Source organism: Streptomyces regalis (assembly GCF_001509475.1).
Classification (GTDB): domain Bacteria; phylum Actinomycetota; class Actinomycetes; order Streptomycetales; family Streptomycetaceae; genus Streptomyces; species Streptomyces regalis.
The window spans coordinates 152,783-170,106 of sequence record NZ_LLZG01000069.1 but is presented as its reverse complement, the minus strand read 5'-3'; the positions used below and the strand labels follow the sequence as shown (position 1 = coordinate 170,106).

The window sequence follows — 17,324 nt, the reverse complement described above, 5'->3', positions numbered from 1 at the left end:
CGCGGCCTTCGGCCGCGTTCGGGTTCCTACCCGCACCGCCCGTGCGGCCATCGTCGTCGGGTGCGAGTGGCCCCTGTGAGGGCTGAGCGCCGTCGGCGGCTGCGAGGCTCGTCGCCCCCGCCGGGGTCGGCCGGGACGCAGGTTCTCGCTCCAGCGGCCGCAGTCGCCTCTGCGCCCGCGCCCCCAACGCCGTGAGCCTCGCCCTCCGCCGCGACCGCAGCCTCCCCGTCGCCGTACGGAGCGCCTCGTACGGTCCCCCGGGGAAGCGGCCCACCAGCACCGCCAGTACGCCGATCAGCGCCGCCGCCACCCCGCCCCGGGCGCCCGCGTCGAGGCCTACCAGGAGCGCTGCCGCGGCCAGTGCGCCCAGGGTGCTGTCGGCGCCCAGGACCACTACCGCCGCGAACCACAGGAGGCCGCGGACGGGGTCGTAGGCGGCCGGGTCGAAGGCGCGCAGGCCCATGCCGAGCAGGCCGCCGCCCAGGGCTGCGAGGGCGGCGCCCGCGACGAAGGCCAGGAGCTTGAGGGAGGGCACCTGGACGCCTGCCGCCGACGCCCCCGACTCGTGGTCCCGCATCGCCGCCAGGGCCCGGCCCGTGCGGCCCCGGCGCAGCAGCCAGGTGGCCAGCAGGGCGGCCGCGAGGAGGGTCAGTTCCAGGACGTAGTACGCGCGGTCGCCCTCGAAGCCTGTCGGGCGGCCCAGCGACAGGCCCGAGATCGCGTACGGCTGGGCGAAGACGAAGCGGCTCACGCCGACGCCCACCGCGAAGGTCGCCAGTGCCAGTGCGAGGCCCCGCCGGCTGATCGCCGGCCAGCCGGTGAGCAGGCCCAGCGGGGCCACCAGGACGACCGCCAGCGCGAGGGCGGCGAGCTCCGGCAGGCGCGGCAGCCCGGGGAAGCGGCCCGCTGCCAGGAGGGCCGTGAAGAGGGCGCCCAGGCCCGCGTACGCCGCCTGCCCGAGGGAGATCTGGCCGCCGCGGCCCGTGACGACGACCAGCGAGAGCAGCACCACGGCCAGCGCCGGCACCTGCACCGACGTATGCAGGTCCGAGCCCGCGAAGCCCAGGGGGAGCAGGAAGAGAACCGCCGCCACGATCCAGGCGCCCGGCGGCGTCGGCACGCGCGCGGTGGCCGTGCGCGGGAGGGCGTCGCGGGTGCCGACGCGGGGGAGGGCCAGGGCGGCGATCAGCAGGGCCACGACGAAGAGGTTCGTGCTGACGGCCTGCAGGAGGGGCGCGCTCCAGCCGGAGGGGTGCAGGCGCGTCAGCTGGCTCTGGGCCACGCCGATGGCCAGCGCTGTCACCACCGCGACCGGCAGGCTGCGCATCCGGGCGGCCACCGCCACCGCGACCACCTCCATGACCAGCAGCGGCATGCCGTACGGGTCCAGGCGGACGTACGGCGCCAGCAGCACGCCCGTCAGACCCGCCGTGAAGGAGCCGAACGCCCAGCCCGCCGCCGCCACCCGGTCCGCGTCGATGCCGCCCAGGACGGCCAGTCGGCGGTCGTCCACCACGGCACGGAGTTCCCGGCCGAAGCGTGTCCAGCGGGTGACCGTCCCGACGCCGGCCGCCAGCAGCAGGGCCACCGCCAGCTGTCCCCACGGATCCGCCGACACCAGTTCCGGCGCGTCGTCCCGTGCCCCCTGGCCCCACAGCAGCGCCGCTCCGCCCACCAGCAGCACGAACACGCCGATGGACGCGACCAGGGTCTGCACCGGGTCGCTGCCCAGGACCGCGAGGGGGCGGAAGACGAACCGTTCCAGCACCATCCCGATGCCGGGCGCGAGGACCAGCAGCGTCACCGTCGCGCCAGCCCACAGTGGCCAGCCCCACTCCACCACGCACTGCCGCAGCACATACGCGCACACCACCGCGATTGCCCCGTGCGCGAAGTTCAGCACGCCGGTCGCGCGGTACGTCACGATCAGGCCGATCCCGGTGAGCGCGGCGGCGCTGCCGACCGACAGTCCGGCCAGGGTGAGGTCGTACGTCAGGGAGGACATCAGTCATCCGCTTCAGTCGTCCGCCTCGGCGGGCTCACAGATCGGGCAGGGGCCCAGTTCGCCGCTCCTCACCAGCTTCGCATCGACCGGAACCGCCTCCGCCTTCCCGGCGACCAGCGGGCAGTCCGCGCGGTGCCACAGGGTGCCGCCGGGCACCATCAGCAGATCCCCGCTGACCGCCCGCGGCGCCGCAGCGGCCTGCCCGGACTCCGCCGCCTCGGCGGGCTCGGCGGCCACCAGAAGGCCGTACAGCTCCTCCACGCGCGCGGCGGCGAGCGCGCCCCGGCCGTGGGTGAGCAGCACCGCCCCGGCGATGATCAGCGCGGCGCCGGGAACCGTGCAGGAGGCGAGGTACGGCAGCTGCCGCTCGGCGAAACGCTCGCCGGAGATGCCGTACCAGCCGATGACGCACAGCACCGCGCCCGCCGCGAGCGCGGCCCAGCCGGCCCAGAGGACGGGGTGCACGGTCCGCAGTCGGGCTGTCCGCATCGCTGGCTCCCACACGTCGGGTTTCGGTGCATGCACATCGGGTTTCTGCGCATGTGCCTGTCCCTATTCCATGTCTGCCAATGGACTTGCACTATGCCTCCTGCAAGCTGACCCTGAAAGCACCGGGCGCACACGGCCCGGACCGACACCCGGTGGTGAGCCAGATGGTTCTCGGGAGCGACCTCAGGCGGAGCAACGCACACAGGAGGCGCCCACGGGCGGCGGGACGGGGGACCGCGCTGGCGGCCGCCCTGCTTCTCTTCCTCGCCCCGGCCCTCGTGGCCTGCAGTGACGACGAGGGAGGCGGTGGCAACGAGACGCCGCCGACGCCGACTGTCGAGCAGACCGAGCAGTCGCCGGCCGCTACGGCGCCCGCCGATGCGGGGGCTGCCGAGACGGAGATCAAGCAGAACTGGCAGAAGTTCTTCGACCCGGAGACGTCCCTGAAGGACAAGCAGACCGTCCTGGAGAACGGCGAGCAGATGGCGCCGGTCCTGCAGGCGTTCAGCGGTGACGAGCGCGGTGGGCAGGTCCAGGCGAAGGTCTCCAAGGTCGAGTTCACCTCGCCGACCGAGGCGAACGTGACGTACGACCTGACCCTGAAGGGCGCGACCGCTCTGCCGAACGCCTCCGGGACCGCGGTCGAACAGGACGGCACCTGGAAGGTGTCCGCCAAGACGCTGTGCGCGCTGGTCCAGCTGAGCGGCAATGGGTCGCCGATCCCGGGGTGCTGAGGCGGCGATCGCCGTGGTGGTACTGGCTCTGAGTGCGGCGTGCGGCAGCCGGCTGCCGGAGAGCGACTTCGAGCACGGCGACCGCGGCACGCCCTCGGCGCCCGCGGCGGACCGCACCCCGGTCCGCGTCGGCATCATCACCAGCGCCACCAGCCCCGTCGGCGGCAGTGCCTTCACCGGCCCGCGCGACGGCGCCAAGGCCTTCTTCGACCGCCTCAACGCGCGCGGGGGCATCGACGGCCGCCCGGTCGAGGTGCGCGAATGCGACGACGGCGGCAGCGGCGTCGGCAACAACGAGTGCGTGCACGAGCTGATCGACGAGGACGACGTCATCGCCCTGGTCGCCACCACCGCTCTGGACTACGTCGGCGCCTCGCGCGTCTCACACGCGCGCGTGCCCGACATCGGCGGCCAGCCCATCGGCGCCGCCTACGACACCCACCCGCACCTGTACGGAATCTACGGCAGCCTCGCGCCCCGCGACGGCACCACTGGCTGGGACGGCAAGCAGTACGGCGGCACCGAGGTCTACCGCTACTTCAAGCGCGCGCACGGCGCCCGTACGGCCGCCGTCGTCTCCTACAACCAGCCCGCGTCCGCCGCCTACGCCCGGCTCGTCGAGCGGGGCCTGAAGGCCGAGGGCTACAAGGTGGTCACCGAGCAGGTCGACTTCGCGCTGCCCAACTTCCGTGCGGCGGCGGCCGATCTGAAGGAGCAGGGCGCCGACCTCGTCTTCGACGCCATCGACAGCCACGGCAACGCCCGGCTGTGCAAGGCGATGGACGACGTCGGCGCCGAGGTCACCGCCAAGGTCACGAACGTACAGAACTGGACGTCCACCGTCGCCGAGGACTACAAGGACTCCCCGCGCTGCCGCAACGCCCTGTGGGCGACCGGATCGTCCCGCAACCACCAGGACACGGACCAGGACGCCGTACGCGAGTTCCGGGACGCCACGAAGGGGCTGAAGGCGCACTCCCAGTGGCAGTTGGAGGGCTGGGCGGCGGCGAGGTGGTTCACGGACGCGGCGACGTCGTGTGCCGCCCAGGGCATCACGCGCGCGTGCGTCGACGACTTCATGAACCGCAGCCAGGGATACACCGCCGACGGCCTGCTCCTCCCGGTCCGGTTCGAGCGGCTGGCCGAGCCGCCGAAGAGCCGCCGGACCTGTCTGTCGGTGGCCCGCTGGGAGGACGGCAGGGGCTGGGTCTCCCAAGGAGACATGAACAGCACGTGTTTCGAGGTGCCGCAGCTGTCGTACCAACCGTGACGGGCAACCAAAAGGCCGCATCGCCGGTCCAACTGACCGAGCCGAACGCCGAAGGAGGAACCGCACCGCATGACGACGCCCGTGTCGCACGCCGCACCACTGCGCGCCGACTGCATCGCGGATTCGGCCGGCGGGCTGACCTTCGACGTCACCTCGGCCGGTGTCACCGAGGCGGCCCACCTGGTCCTGCGCCACCGCGAGGGCCACGAGGAGGTCACCCTGCCCCTCACCCCTGCCACCACCGGCCGTCTACGCGCCGCACTCCCCAGCAGCGTCGCCCTGCCGGAGGGCCACTGGGACGCGTACGCGCGCGTGACGGAGGGGGAACCTCATCGCTTGGCGCCGGGCGCCATGAAAGTGCATTCGCTCGCTTCTCGAGTCCCGTACGAGACCCGCCAGGGCAACCTCAGCGTCGAATGCCGAGTACCGGCAACCCCCTTAGCGCTGCAACGGTGCTTGTCCTGACTGCTGGCCAGGTTGGTCGTTGGTGTGGTTGTGGGTGGGGACCTTGCTGATGTCAGGCTGATCGCTCCGTTGGAACGGAAGAACGGCTGGACGCTGGCCGGACAGGCCGGACATGCAGGCCCGGACCGCATCCACCGGATGCTGAACCGAATCGAGTGGGACGCCGACGAGGTACTCGATGACGTGCGGGACTACGTCGTCGAGCACCTCGGCGATCCCGGGGCCGTCCTGATCGTGGACGACACCGGCTTCCTGAAGAAGGGCATGCGGTCGGCCGGAGTTCAGCGACTCACTCCGGAACCGCCGGGCGGACGGAGAACTGCCAGATCGGCGTCTTCCTCACCTATGCAACCCCGCGTGGACGGACGCCGATCGACCGACGGCTGTATCTGAGCGCGTGCCTCGAGGAGGACCTGTCCAGATCCCCCTCGAGCTGCTCACGCAGCCGCTCGGGATACGGACCGGACCTGCCGATGGGCAAGAACGGCTCGATGAACTTCCACCCCGCGCCGGTGAGTTGCGCACGCGTCCCATCAACGTCCTACAGCTGGCAACAACGCCGCGGTGAGCACACCGTAACGGCCGCGAAACCGTTTGGGTACGCCGCTTCTCACACCACGCCCCTAATTTCTGCCGAACGACAGAAATTAGGCTCCCCTCCCGGGAAGGCGCGGCAAATGATCATTCTTGGTGTGGGCGCCAGCGTCCTCATCGTCATGCTGATCGGGCTGCTGGCGGCTCGCAAAGTCGACGGGGACAGCGCCCGTTACCTGGTGGCCGGGCGTACGCTCGGACTGCCGCTCGTCGCCGCCGGCCTGATGGGCCAGGCCGTCGACACCAACGCCACGCTCGGCAATACGGATCTGAGCTTCCAGTTCGGCTTCTGGGCCGGTGCCGCGCTGCCGGTCGGTCTGGCGGTGTGCCTGCTGCTGACCGGCCTGTTCTTCGCCGAGCCGATGAACCGCGCGAAGCTCCTCACGCTGCCCGACTTCTACCGGCGCCGCTTCGGCCGGGCCGTGGAAGTCGCCTCCTCGTACATGATGATCGTGGCTTACGTCATTCTCCTTGCGGGCAACCTGGTCGCCGGCGGCTTCCTCTTCGAGCGCTTCCTGGGCACCAGCTACACCGTCGGCGTGCTGCTCATCGTCGGCATCGTGCTGACCTACACGGTCACCGGCGGGATGTTCTCCGACGCCTACACCGCCGCCGTACAGATGGTGATCACCCTCGTGGCCACGGCGGCCCTCTTCCTCTGGGTGGCGGTCAACTACGGCATCACCATTCCCGAGGGCATGGGCGCCTTCGACCTCGCGCAGCTCACCTCCAGTGAGAACGGCGCAGTGATCAACTGGGCCACGCTCCTCGCGCTGGGCGTCGGTGACATCGTGGCCATCGACTTCATGCAGCGGATCTTCTCTGCCCGCTCCCCGCAGACCGCCCGCCGGGCGTGCTACCTGGGCGCGGCCGGGACGCTGCTGGTGGGAATTCCGTTCTCGCTGGTGGCCCTGGCCGCGGTGGGCATCCTCGGTGATGCCGCGGGTGAGGGGCCGGTGCTGTTCACCCTGCTGGACAGTTACGCTCCGACCGGGCTGGCGATTCTGGTGCTGTCCGCGATCGTCGCCGCTTCGTGCTCCACCGCCAACGGCGCGATCCTGGGAACCGGCGCCGTGGCGGCCCGCAACATCGCAGGCATCCGCTCCACCGGCCACTCGGCCCCCGGAGGGTCGGCCCCCGGGGGGAAGGACGTGCTGCTGCGCGCCACTCGGCTGGCGATGCTCCCGGTCGTGCTGCTGGCGGTCGTCGTCGCGCTGCGGGTGCCGCAGACGGGCATCCTGCTCAGCCTCGCCTTCGATGTGATGCTCGCGGCTCTGCTGGTGCCCTTCGTGCTCGGGCACTTCTGGCGGCGCGGTACGGGCGTCGCCGCGCTGGCGGCGATCTGCGCCGGAACGGTGGTCCGGCTGTCGCTCTTTGTGCTCACCCCGACCATCTACGGCGCGGACAACGAACTGCTCCACATCCGCAACAGCCTGATCAGTGCCGACTTCGACGGCTGGCCGACCTTCCTGGCGCCCGCTGCCTCGCTGCTCGCCTATGTCGTGACCGCGCTGCTGAGCGGACCCGCGCCCGCCGCCGACGCCGCCGCGCTCGACGGCGACGAGGCAGCCAAGGAGGAGACGAGTCCGCAGGCCGACGGCCCCGCAGCCCCGGCTCCGGCACCCTGACCCGCCCGGCGCGGCCACGCCGGCGTATGTGTGCTGGTCAGCCCTGCTGCGTCGCGAGGAGTCGACCGCCCTCGCGACGCAGCCGCGTCAGGGCATGCTCCGTAACTCCCGCCACCCGCAGCGCCGCATCGGCCGTCGCCGGTGCAAGGGCCTGCGGATCCCGGTCGGGGCCGGTCCGGCGGATGAGGATCACGCTCTCGGTGAGGCCGAAGAGCAGGTCCGTGCGGAGCGCCAGGTCCTCCGCGCCGAGCGCCGCCCCCGGCTCCGTGGCCGTCAGCAGCTCACCGTAGGACGCCTTGAGCTCCCTGCGGAACCGGTGGAAGTCGGTGAAACGCTCCGCCTGTACCTCGGGCAGCAGGTAGAGCGCCCCGAGGTTGTGCGGGCCGCTGCACAGCAGCATCACATCGGAGTGGCACAGCGCCCACAGTCGCGCCTCCGCGGCCGCCTCCGTACGGGACACCAGCTCCTGTGCGATCTCCAGCGAGGGACGGACGGTTCCTTCCAGCAGCGCCGCGAGAATCGCTTCCTTGCCGCCGAAGTAGTGGTACATCGAGGCCTGGCGCAGGCCGGCCCGCTCGGCGACCGCGCGGGTGGTGGTGGCGGTGTAGCCGTGGGTGGTGAACAGCTCGGCCGCCGCGGCCAGGACCTCTTCGCGCGGCTGGAGCCCGCTCTCCGGACGCTTCTGGGCGCGCGGGCGGCCGACTCTTCTGGTGGTGCTCACCCAACGATCATCGCACAGGCCCGGGGGCCCGCTTCGAGGCGAGCTCCCGGGGTGAGTTTCCGGTAACTGCCCCGAAATGCACGTGCAATGACCCCGACTCGGCCGGGCAGTAATTTCTATCGCACGACAGAAATTACCCATCAGCAGGAGGTGCGCAGCCGTGGCGACAGCGTCAGTGACAGCGTCGGCCTATGGCGCCCGCGACCATGCCCGCGCCCAGGAGGGCACGACGGTCGACGCCATGCCCGTACTCCCCGCGAGCAGTTGGCCGGCGCCGCCCGAGGGCATCGCCGGCGAGGACATCGTGTGGGCCGAGACCGTGGCGGGCGGCAACTACACCCACAAGGTCCTCGCCCGCGGCACCGAAGTGCGGCTGACCGACCTCTCCGGCGACGCGTGCGCGCACGTCCTGCTGTACAGCGCGGACCGCCCCTGGGAGCGGCTGAACGCCGCCGACACCGTCAAGGTGCTCTGGAACGCCTACCTCGGGGCCGGCCACCTGCTCCTGTCCGACCAGGGCCGGGTCCTCGCCTCCGTCACCGAGGACACCTCCGGCCGGCACGACGCCCTCACCGGCACCTCCACCCTTGCGCGCAACGTCGAGCGGTACGGGGACGGCACCCCGCAGTCCGCCTCCCCCGCCGGGCGTGAGCTGTTCAAGCTCGCCGCCCTCAAGAACGGCCTCGCCCCGCGTGACCTCCCGCCGTCCGTCTCCTTCTTCCAGGGCGTGCGGATCGCCGAGGACGGCACCACCGAGTTCACCGGGTCCGCCGGCGCCGGCAAGGCCGTCACACTGCGCGCCGAACAGGACGTCACCGTCCTCCTCGCGAACGTCCCGCACCCGCTGGACCCGCGCCCCGCATACAGCTGCGGACGTCTCGAGGTCCTCGCGTACCGAGCCGGGCCGACCGCTGCCGGCGACGCGCTGTGGGACGCCACACCAGAGGGCCGCCGCGCCTTCCTGAACACCGCCGAGTACCTCACCGTCCGGGGGATCGCATGACCACCGCCACCACCAGCCCGTACGCCGCAGGCCGCGTCGTCTCCGACGAGACCGTCCCCGCCCGCGCCGCCTGGTCCGCGATCGTCCGCAGGGGCCGGCTGCTCACCATCACCGACCTGCACGGCAACCAGGCAGCGGACTTCCTCGTCTACGACGCGCACGACACCTCCGTGCGCTACAGCGCCCCCGACACCATCCAGGCCCAGGGCAACATCTTCCTGACCACCGGCTCGGTGCTGCTGTCCAACGAGCACACCCCGCTGATGACCGTCGTCGAGGACACCTGCGGGCGGCACGACACGGTCGGCGGCGCCTGCTCCAAGGAGTCCAACACCCTCCGCTACGGCCACCACACCTTCTCGCAGCACGCCTGCGTGGAGAACTTCCTCGCCGAGGGCAGCAAGCACGGCCTGGGCAAACGCGACCTGGTCTCCAACATCAACTGGTACATGAACGTGCCGGTCGAGAAGGACGGCACCCTCGGCATCGTCGACGGCATATCGGCCCCTGGCCTGAAGGTCGTGCTGCGCGCCGAGACCGACGTCATCGCGCTGCTGTCCAACTGCCCGCAGATCAACAACCCCTGCAACGGATTCGACCCCAGCGCCGTGCAGATGACGATCACCGAGCCGGACGAGAGCTGAGCCATGACGTTCGACACCCTGCTGGTCGCCAACCGCGGCGAGATCGCGGCGCGCATCATCCGCACCGCCCGTGCACTCGGCCTGCGCACGGTCGCCGTCTACTCCGACCCGGACCGCGGTGCCGAGCACGTCCGGCTGGCCGACGAGGCCGTACGACTCGGCCCCGCGCCCGCCAAGGAGTCCTACCTCGACGCCGGTCTGGTGCTGAAGGCCGCCAAGGACACCGGCGCCGGAGCCGTCCACCCCGGCTACGGCTTCCTGTCCGAGGACGCTGACTTCGCACGCCGCTGCGCCGACGCGGGTCTGGTCTTCGTCGGCCCCACACCCGAACAGCTCGAACTGTTCGGGGCCAAGCACACCGCGCGCGCCGCCGCGCAGGCGGCGGGCGTGCCGCTCGCCCCCGGCACCGGGCTGCTGCCCGATGTGACCGCTGCCCTCTCAGCGGCCGAGGAGATCGGCTACCCGGTGATGCTCAAGGCGACCGGTGGCGGTGGCGGCATCGGCATGCAGGCGTGCCACGGCGCCGACGACCTCACCGAGGCATGGGAGCGGGTGCAGCGCGTGGCCGCGGCCTCTTTCTCTTCCGCAGGCGTCTTCTTGGAGCGGCTCGTCGAGCGCGCCCGCCACGTCGAGGTACAGGTCTTCGGCGACGGCCAGGGCAAGGTCGTCACCTTCGGCGACCGCGACTGCTCGCTGCAGCGCCGCAACCAGAAGGTCCTGGAGGAGGCCCCGGCACCCGGCCTTCCGGATCACGTCCGCCACGAACTGGCCGCCTCCGCACGGGACTTGTGCGCATCGGTGCAGTACCGCTCGGCCGGCACGGTCGAGTTCGTCTACGACGCGGCCCGCCAGGAGGCGTACTTCCTGGAGGTCAATACCCGCCTCCAGGTCGAGCATCCGGTCACCGAGGAGATCTACGGCGTCGACCTCGTGGAGTGGATGCTGCGCCTCGCGCAGGGCGACACCGCGGTCGTCACCGAGCCCCCCGCCCCCAAGGGCCACGCAGTCGAGGCCCGCATCTACGCCGAGGACCCCTCCCACGACCACCGCCCGAGCGCGGGCCTGCTGACCCGCGTCGCCTTCCCCGAGGGCGTCCGCGTCGACACCTGGGTGGAGACCGGCACCGAGGTCACCACCGCCTACGACCCGATGCTCGCGAAGGTCATCGCGCATGGCGCCGACCGCGCCGAGGCGCATCGCAAGCTGGAGGTGGCGCTCGCCGCGACCCACGTCGACGGCATCGAGACCAACCTCGGCCTGGTGCGTGCCGCGCTCAGGGACGCCGACATGCGCGAGGCGACCCACTCCACCGCCTCGCTCACCACGATCAGCGACCCGACACCACGCATCGACATCATCGCGCCGGGCACCCTGACCACCGTGCAGGACTGGCCCGGACGCACCGGCTACTGGCAGGTCGGCGTCCCCCCGTGCGGACCGATGGACGACCTGTCCTTCCGGCTCGGCAACACCGCGCTCGGCAACGACGAGGGCGCGCCCGGCCTCGAATGCACCCTCCAGGGCCCCTCCCTCCGGTTCACCCACCCGACCACGATCTGCGTCACCGGTGCCCCCGCACAGGTGACGGTGGACGGCACCACCGTGCCGCAGTGGGAACCGGTCACCGTCGAGGCCGGGCAGACCCTCGCCGTCGGCGCTCCCGACGAACACGGCCTGCGTACCTATGTGCTGTTCGCGGGCGGCCTGGACGTACCGGAGTTCCTGGGCAGCGCGGCCACCTTCACCCTCGGCCGGTTCGGCGGGCACGGCGGCCGCGCCCTGCGCGCGGGCGATGTCCTGCACGGCGGCGAGCAGCGCCACGAGACCTCCGTCGTCCCCCTCGGCCGGCGTCCGCTCTTCGGAGGCGAGTGGCGGATCGGCGCGGTCGAAGGCCCGCACGCCGCCCCCGAGTTCTTCACCGAGGACGACATCCGCGACTTCTACGCCGCTGAGTGGAAGGTGCACTTCAACTCGGCGCGCACCGGCGTCCGTCTGGTCGGCCCCAAGCCGCGCTGGGCGCGTACGGACGGCGGCGAGGCGGGCCTGCACCCGTCCAACATCCACGACACGCCGTACTCCGTCGGCGCCGTCGACTACACCGGCGACATGCCCGTCCTCCTCGGCCCCGACGGGCCCTCCCTCGGCGGCTTCGTCTGCCCCGCGACGGTCGTCACCGGACAACGCTGGAAGCTCGGACAGCTCCGGCCCGGCGACACCGTCCGCTTCGTCCCCGTGACCGCACAGGCCGCCACCCGGCTGCGGCGGAACCCGGCCGCGCACCCGAGTGCCGACCGCGAGGCCATCGTCGACGGCGGCATCCTCGCCCGGCTGGGCGAGAGCGAGGCCCGCCCGTCGGTCACCTACCGGCGCAGCGGCGACGACAACCTCCTCATCGAGTACGGGCCGATGCAGCTCGACCTGGCGCTGCGCATGCGGATCCACGCGCTCGCCGAGGCGCTGGCCGGGCGGCAGGTCGACGGCATCGTCGACCTGATCCCGGGCATCCGCTCGCTCCAGGTCCAGACGGACCCCGACGTCCTGCCGCAGGAGAAGCTCCTCGAGATCGCGCTGCGCGTGGAGGAGGAACTCCCCGCCACCGACGAACTGGTGGTGCCCAGCCGGATCGTGCACCTGCCGCTGTCCTGGGACGACCCGGCGACCCGCGAGGCCATCGCCCGCTACATGGCGGGCGTGCGCGACGACGCCCCGTGGTGCCCGTGGAACATCGAGTTCATCCGCCGCGTCAACGGCCTGGAGACGGTCGACGAGGTGTACCGCACGGTTTTCGACGCCGAATACCTGGTCATGGGTCTCGGGGATGTGTACCTGGGCGCGCCGGTCGCCACGCCGCTGGACCCGCGGCACCGGCTGGTCACCACCAAGTACAACCCCGCCCGCACCTGGACCGCGGAGAACTCGGTCGGCATCGGCGGCGCGTACCTGTGCATCTACGGCATGGAGGGCCCGGGCGGCTACCAGTTCGTCGGCCGCACCACGCAGGTGTGGTCGCCCTGGCAGCAGCGCGGCGCCTTCGAGCCGGGCAGGCCCTGGCTGCTGCGTTTCTTCGACCGGATCAGGTGGTACCCCGTAGCGGCGGACGAACTCCTTCAGCTGCGCGCGGACATCACGTCCGGCCGCTTCATGCCGAGAACCGAGGACGGCACCTTCTCCCTCGCGGAGTACCAGAAGTTCCTCGGCGAGAACGCCGAGTCGATCGCCGGGTTCCGGGCCAGGCAGGGCGCCGCCTTCGGCGCCGAGCGCGAGGCCTGGGAGGCGGCGGGCGAGTTCGCGCGTGCGGAGGCGGTCGCCGACGTCGCCCCTCCGGCCACCGACATCGAGGTCCCCGAGGGCGGCCACCTGGTCGAGGCCGAGTTCGCCGCCTCGGTGTGGCAGGTCAACGTCAAGATCGGGCAGCGCGTCCGTGCGGGCCAGCAGCTGGCCGTGCTCGAAGCGATGAAGATGGAGTCCCGTGTCCCGGCGCCGGCCGACGGCGTCGTCGCCGAGATCCTGACCAAGCCGGGCAGCCAGGTCGAGGCGGGCACCGCGCTCGTCGTACTCGCTCCCGTCGAGACCGTGGAGGCAGCCGCATGATCACCGCAGTGGAGCGGGTACGGGCCGCGTACGCGCGCATCGCACAGGTGGACCGGCCCGAGATGTGGATCGGCCTGCGCCCGCAGGCCGATGTGGAGGCCGACGCCGCCGGGGTCGACGCAAGGGCCGCCGCCGGTGAACGGCTGCCGCTGGCCGGGACGGTGTTCTCGGTCAAGGGCAACATCGACGTGGTGGGCCTGCCGACAACGGCCGCCTGCCCCGGTTACGCGTACGAGCCGGAGGCCGACGCCCAGACGGTGGCCCGTCTGAAGGCGGCGGGCGCCGTGGTCCTGGGCACCACGAACCTCGACCAGTTCGCGACCGGCCTGGTCGGCACGCGCAGCCCCTACGGCGCGGTCCGCAACGCCATCGACCCCGCGTATGTGTCGGGCGGCTCCTCGGCCGGCTCGGCGGTCTCGGTCGCGCTCGGCATCGCCGACTTCGCGCTCGGCACGGACACGGCGGGCTCCGGCCGCGTCCCCGCCGCGTTCAACGGCATCGTCGGGATCAAGCCGACGCGCGGCCTGGTCCCCACCCAGGGCGTCGTCCCGGCCTGCGCATCGCTCGACTGCGTGACGGTCTTCGCCCGTACGCTCCTGGAGGCCGAGCGGGCGCTGTCGGTCATGGCGGCACCGGCGGGGCGCGACCTCCCGCCGCTGGAACAGCGCCGCCCCGGCCCGTGGCGGATCGCCGTCCCCGGGCTCGAACAGCTCGGCGAGCTGGACAAGGGCTGGGGCGAGGCATTCGAGGCGGCCGCGCTGCGGCTCGCCGACGCGGGCGCCGAACTGCTGCCCGTCGATCTGGCGCCGTTCACCGAAGCGGCGACGATGCTGTACGAGGGCGCGTTCGTCGCCGAGCGCTACACCGCCGTCGGCTCCTTCATCGACGCGCACGCGGGCTCGGAGGACCTCGACCCGACCGTGGCCGGGATCATCTCCCGGGCCCGGGACATCCCGGCCCACCGGCTCTACGCCGACCAGGAGAAGCTGGCCTCCCTCCGCTCCCGGGCCCTGGCCTCACTGGGCGACGCGGACGCGCTGCTCCTGCCCACGGCACCGGGTCACCCGACCATCGCCGAAGTCGCCGCCGACCCACTGGGCGCCAACGCCCGGCTCGGCCGGTTCACCAACTCGACGAACCTGTTCGACCTGGCGGCGGTCGCCGTCCCCGCGGGTGAGGTGAAGGGGCGGCCGTTCGGGGTCATGCTGATCGGCAGCGCGTTCACGGACGAACGGCTCGCACACATCGCCCAGTTGCTCACCGCCCCACCCCTGCGGCTCGCCGTGGTCGGTGCCCATCTGTCCGGGCAGCCCCTGAACGGCCAACTGCTCTCCCTGGGCGGACGGCTGGTACGGAGGACCACGACCGCACCCGCCTACCGGCTGTACGCGCTGAACACCACGCCTGCCAAGCCAGGGCTGGTCCGGGCCGGCGCGGGCGGCGGCGCGATCGAGGCCGAGGTGTGGCAACTGCCCGCCGAGGGACTCGGCGCGTTCCTCGCGGCGCTGCCCCGCCCCATGGCACTCGGAAGCCTGGAGCTCGCGGACGGAAGCTTCGTGACCGGCTTCCTCTGCGAACCCGAAGCCGTCGAGGGCGCCCGCGACATCACCTCATTCGGTGGCTGGAGGGGGTACCTGGCCACACTTCCCGGCCCGGAGGCCCCGCCCCGATGAAGGGAAAACCTTGATCACGGCCACGCCGCGCCCTGCCCCGTGAGGATGCCGAGTCTGACCAGGCGCTTCAGCTTGGCCCGGGTGCCTTCGACGTTCTTCGGCAGCACTTCGTGGCCTTGGCCATGGCCACCTTCGTCTCGAAGGCGACTTCGTCACGGATGCCGGCCCGGCGGCACTGCTCGCGGTCCTCCATCCAGGACGTGGGCAGATACACCCGTCGGTCGATCGGCGTCCGTCCACGCGGGGTTGCATAGGTGAGGAAGACGCCGATCTGGCAGTTCTCCGCCCGCCCGGCGGTTCCGGAGTGAGTCGCTGAACTCCGGCCGACCGCATGCCCTTCTTCAGGGAGCCGGTGTCGTCCACGGTCAGGACGGCCTCGGGATCGCCGAGGTGCTCGACGACGTAGTCGCGCACGTCATCGAGTACCTCGTCGGCGTCCCACTCGATTCGGTTCAGCATCCGGTGGATGCGGTCCGGGCCTGCATGTCCGGCCTGTTGGGCGGTGCCTGGCACGCGCTCCCTCAGAGGGGGACCCCCATCGCGTCGCCCGCCGCGGTAGCGGCTGATCGACACGGCTCCTCCGTCTTGCAGCTGCACGCACCAGGCACGGCTAGGCTCGGCCGTTCTGCACTGTTTCTTGCAGCCGGCCTGATCCGCCGGACAGGCCCTCGGGCCGCGGGGCTCTGACATGTGCGGCTCCGCCGCGCGGGCGCGATCAACCCCGACGAACCCGCACTCGCCCGCGATGCCCGCAGCCCCGAGTCATCAGGCGACTGACTCCCAGGGCGTCTCCACGCGCGCGTACGCCTGGCGTTCAGGGCCGCTCGGGCTGCGGAGCCTCCCACGCGTGCGCCGGGTGGTGCAGATCGAACGCCGGGGATTCGGAGCGGATCCGCGGCAGCGAGCTGAAGTTGTGCCGTGGGGGAGGGCAGGAGGTCGCCCACTCCAGGGAGCGGCCGTAGCCCCAGGGGTCGTCGACCTCGACCTTCTTGCCGTACTTCGCGGTCTTCCAGACGTTGTAGAGGAACGGGAGCGTCGACATGCCGAGCAGGAACGCGCCGATCGTCGAGACCGTGTTCAGCGCCGTGAAGCCGTCGGCGGCGAGATAGTCGGCGTACCGGCGGGGCATGCCCTCCGCGCCCAGCCAGTGCTGCACCAGGAACGTGGTGTGGAAGCCGACGAACAGCGTCCAGAAGTGGATCTTGCCCAGCCGCTCGTCGAGCATCTTCCCGGTGAACTTGGGCCACCAGAAGTGGAACCCGGCGAAGATCGCGAAGACGACGGTGCCGAAGACGACGTAGTGGAAGTGGGCGACGACGAAGTACGAGTCGGAGACGTGGAAGTCCATCGGCGGCGACGCCAGGATCACCCCGGTCAGCCCGCCGAACAGGAACGTGACCAGGAAGCCGGTCGCCCACAGCATCGGGGTCTCGAAGGACAGCGAGCCCTTGATCATGGTGCCGGTCCAGTTGAAGAACTTCACGCCCGTCGGCACCGCGATCAGGAAGCTCATGAAGGAGAAGAACGGCAGCAGGACTGCGCCGGTCACGAACATGTGGTGCGCCCACACCACGATCGACAGACCGGTGATCGCCATCGTCGCCGCGACCAGCGTCAGATAGCCGAACATCGGCTTGCGCGAGAAGACCGGGATGATCTCGCTGATGATGCCGAAGAACGGCAGCGCGATGATGTACACCTCGGGATGCCCGAAGAACCAGAACAGGTGCTGCCACAGCAGCGCCCCGCCGTTGCCCGCGTCGAACACCACCGAGCCGAACCGGCGGTCCGCCTCCAGCACCAGCAGGGCGGCGGCCAGCACCGGGAACGCCATCAGGATCAGGATCGATGTGAAGAGGGTGTTCCACACGAAGATCGGCATCCGGAACATCGTCATGCCGGGGGCGCGCATCCCGATGATCGTGGTGATGAAGTTGACCGCGCCGAGGATCGTGCCGAAGCCCGCCAGTGCGAGGCCCATGATCCACAGGTCGGGGCCAATCCCGGGCGAGCGCTCCAGGCTGTTGAGAGGGGCGTAGGCGAACCAGCCGAAGGCGGCCGGCCCGTCCGGCACGATCAGCGAGCCCATCACGATCAGGCCGCCGAACAGGAACAGCCAGTACGAGAACATGTTCAGCCGGGGGAAGGCCACGTCCGGGGCGCCGATCTGCAGCGGCATCAGCTCGTTGGCGAAGCCCGCGAAGCTCGGGGTCGCGAACAGCAGCAGCATGATCGTGCCGTGCATGGTGAACAGCTGGTTGAACTGCTCGTTGCTCAGCATGTGCAGCCCCGGGCGGGCGAGCTCGGCCCGCATCAGCAGGGCCATCACCCCGCCGGCCAGGAAGAACACGAACGACGTGATCAGGTAGAGATGGCCGATCTTCTTGTGGTCGGTGGTGGTCAACCAGTCGACGACCACTCGTCCGGGCTGTTTGGTCCGCTCGGGCCGTGCCGTCGCCCGTACGGTCTGCGTCCCCATCGCTCGCCCCTTCGCTCGTAGCGCCCCG

The 17,324-nt window shown here is 71.4% G+C and carries 12 protein-coding genes and 2 pseudogenes; 9 read left to right on the top strand and 5 right to left on the bottom strand.

All coding sequences use genetic code 11. The features are described 5' to 3' along the window. A partial coding sequence (locus ADL12_RS12545; protein WP_062701588.1) for an ABC transporter permease subunit occupies positions 1 to 2,005 on the bottom strand: 2,005 nt, incomplete at its 3' end. Positions 2,006 to 2,017: 12 nt separating this feature from the next. Next, positions 2,018 to 2,494: a hypothetical protein gene (locus tag ADL12_RS12540; RefSeq protein ID WP_062701586.1), complete on the bottom strand. Its 477-nt coding sequence runs from the start codon at positions 2,492 to 2,494 to the stop codon at positions 2,018 to 2,020. A 164-nt stretch (positions 2,495 to 2,658) separates the two neighbouring features. Here ADL12_RS12540 and ADL12_RS12535 point away from each other — a divergent pair, with 164 nt between their 5' ends. The 5 genes and pseudogenes from ADL12_RS12535 to ADL12_RS50215 all read left to right on the top strand — a co-directional run bounded on the left by ADL12_RS12535 (position 2,659) and on the right by ADL12_RS50215 (position 7,185). Continuing rightward, on the top strand, positions 2,659 to 3,228 hold the full coding sequence (locus ADL12_RS12535) for an MTB12 C-terminal domain-containing protein (RefSeq protein ID WP_062701610.1): 570 nt from the start codon (positions 2,659 to 2,661) through the stop codon (positions 3,226 to 3,228). Then, positions 3,203 to 4,498 carry an ABC transporter substrate-binding protein gene (locus ADL12_RS12530; RefSeq protein WP_062701584.1) on the top strand — a complete coding sequence of 432 codons (1,296 nt, stop codon included), beginning with the start codon at positions 3,203 to 3,205 and terminating at the stop codon, positions 4,496 to 4,498. Before ADL12_RS12535 ends, ADL12_RS12530 begins: the two co-directional genes overlap by 26 nt. A gap of 69 nt (positions 4,499 to 4,567) precedes the next feature. After that, a complete protein-coding gene (locus ADL12_RS12525) occupies positions 4,568 to 4,963 on the top strand; it encodes a hypothetical protein (RefSeq protein ID WP_062701582.1) in 396 nt (131 codons plus the stop codon). A 57-nt stretch (positions 4,964 to 5,020) separates the two neighbouring features. Further along, positions 5,021 to 5,385 (top strand): annotated as a pseudogene (locus tag ADL12_RS12520) (IS701 family transposase); the annotation flags it as partial. 255 nt (positions 5,386 to 5,640) lie between these two features. Then, a complete protein-coding gene (locus ADL12_RS50215) occupies positions 5,641 to 7,185 on the top strand; it encodes a high affinity choline transporter 1 (protein WP_079051995.1) in 1,545 nt (514 codons plus the stop codon). A 37-nt stretch (positions 7,186 to 7,222) separates the two neighbouring features. Here the strand turns inward: ADL12_RS50215 and ADL12_RS12510 are convergent, their stop codons facing one another. After that, complete coding sequence (locus ADL12_RS12510) at positions 7,223 to 7,906, bottom strand: TetR/AcrR family transcriptional regulator (protein ID WP_062701580.1); 684 nt, start codon at positions 7,904 to 7,906, stop codon at positions 7,223 to 7,225. Between the two features lie 160 nt (positions 7,907 to 8,066). Between ADL12_RS12510 and ADL12_RS12505 the strand changes: the two genes are divergently transcribed. Genes ADL12_RS12505 through atzF form a run of 4 tightly spaced genes read left to right on the top strand, consistent with a single transcriptional unit; the run spans position 8,067 to position 14,817 of the window. After that, entirely contained in the window at positions 8,067 to 8,909 is an 843-nt protein-coding gene (locus ADL12_RS12505; RefSeq protein WP_062701578.1) for an urea amidolyase associated protein UAAP1, read from the top strand. Continuing rightward, on the top strand, positions 8,906 to 9,553 hold the full coding sequence (locus tag ADL12_RS12500; RefSeq protein ID WP_062701576.1) for an urea amidolyase associated protein UAAP2: 648 nt from the start codon (positions 8,906 to 8,908) through the stop codon (positions 9,551 to 9,553). The genes ADL12_RS12505 and ADL12_RS12500 overlap by 4 nt, the downstream gene beginning before the upstream one ends. Before the next feature lie 3 nt (positions 9,554 to 9,556). Beyond that, positions 9,557 to 13,144, top strand: a complete 3,588-nt coding sequence (uca, locus tag ADL12_RS12495) for an urea carboxylase (RefSeq protein WP_062701574.1) — start codon at positions 9,557 to 9,559, stop codon at positions 13,142 to 13,144. After that, on the top strand, positions 13,141 to 14,817 hold the full coding sequence (gene atzF / locus ADL12_RS12490; RefSeq protein WP_062701572.1) for an allophanate hydrolase: 1,677 nt from the start codon (positions 13,141 to 13,143) through the stop codon (positions 14,815 to 14,817). The genes uca and atzF overlap by 4 nt, the downstream gene beginning before the upstream one ends. A 112-nt stretch (positions 14,818 to 14,929) precedes the next feature. On the opposite strand, the pseudogene ADL12_RS50210 reads toward atzF, so the two are convergent. Together ADL12_RS50210 and ctaD are read right to left on the bottom strand one after the other, a co-directional pair. Further along, a pseudogene (locus tag ADL12_RS50210) lies at positions 14,930 to 15,318 on the bottom strand (IS701 family transposase); the annotation flags it as partial. Between the two features lie 313 nt (positions 15,319 to 15,631). Further along, positions 15,632 to 17,296: an aa3-type cytochrome oxidase subunit I gene (ctaD, locus tag ADL12_RS12485; protein ID WP_062701570.1), complete on the bottom strand. Its 1,665-nt coding sequence runs from the start codon at positions 17,294 to 17,296 to the stop codon at positions 15,632 to 15,634. Positions 17,297 to 17,324: the final 28 nt, after the last annotated feature.

Coding starts and splice junctions, on each gene's coding strand:
- ADL12_RS12540 (WP_062701586.1), bottom strand. CDS start 2,494: ATGCGGACAGCCCGACTGCGGACCGTGCACCCCGTCCTCTGGGCCGGC.
- ctaD (WP_062701570.1), bottom strand. CDS start 17,296: ATGGGGACGCAGACCGTACGGGCGACGGCACGGCCCGAGCGGACCAAA.
- ADL12_RS50215 (WP_079051995.1), top strand. CDS start 5,641: ATGATCATTCTTGGTGTGGGCGCCAGCGTCCTCATCGTCATGCTGATC.
- atzF (WP_062701572.1), top strand. CDS start 13,141: ATGATCACCGCAGTGGAGCGGGTACGGGCCGCGTACGCGCGCATCGCA.
- ADL12_RS12500 (WP_062701576.1), top strand. CDS start 8,906: ATGACCACCGCCACCACCAGCCCGTACGCCGCAGGCCGCGTCGTCTCC.
- ADL12_RS12525 (WP_062701582.1), top strand. CDS start 4,568: ATGACGACGCCCGTGTCGCACGCCGCACCACTGCGCGCCGACTGCATC.
- uca (WP_062701574.1), top strand. CDS start 9,557: ATGACGTTCGACACCCTGCTGGTCGCCAACCGCGGCGAGATCGCGGCG.
- ADL12_RS12530 (WP_062701584.1), top strand. CDS start 3,203: ATGGGTCGCCGATCCCGGGGTGCTGAGGCGGCGATCGCCGTGGTGGTA.
- ADL12_RS12535 (WP_062701610.1), top strand. CDS start 2,659: ATGGTTCTCGGGAGCGACCTCAGGCGGAGCAACGCACACAGGAGGCGC.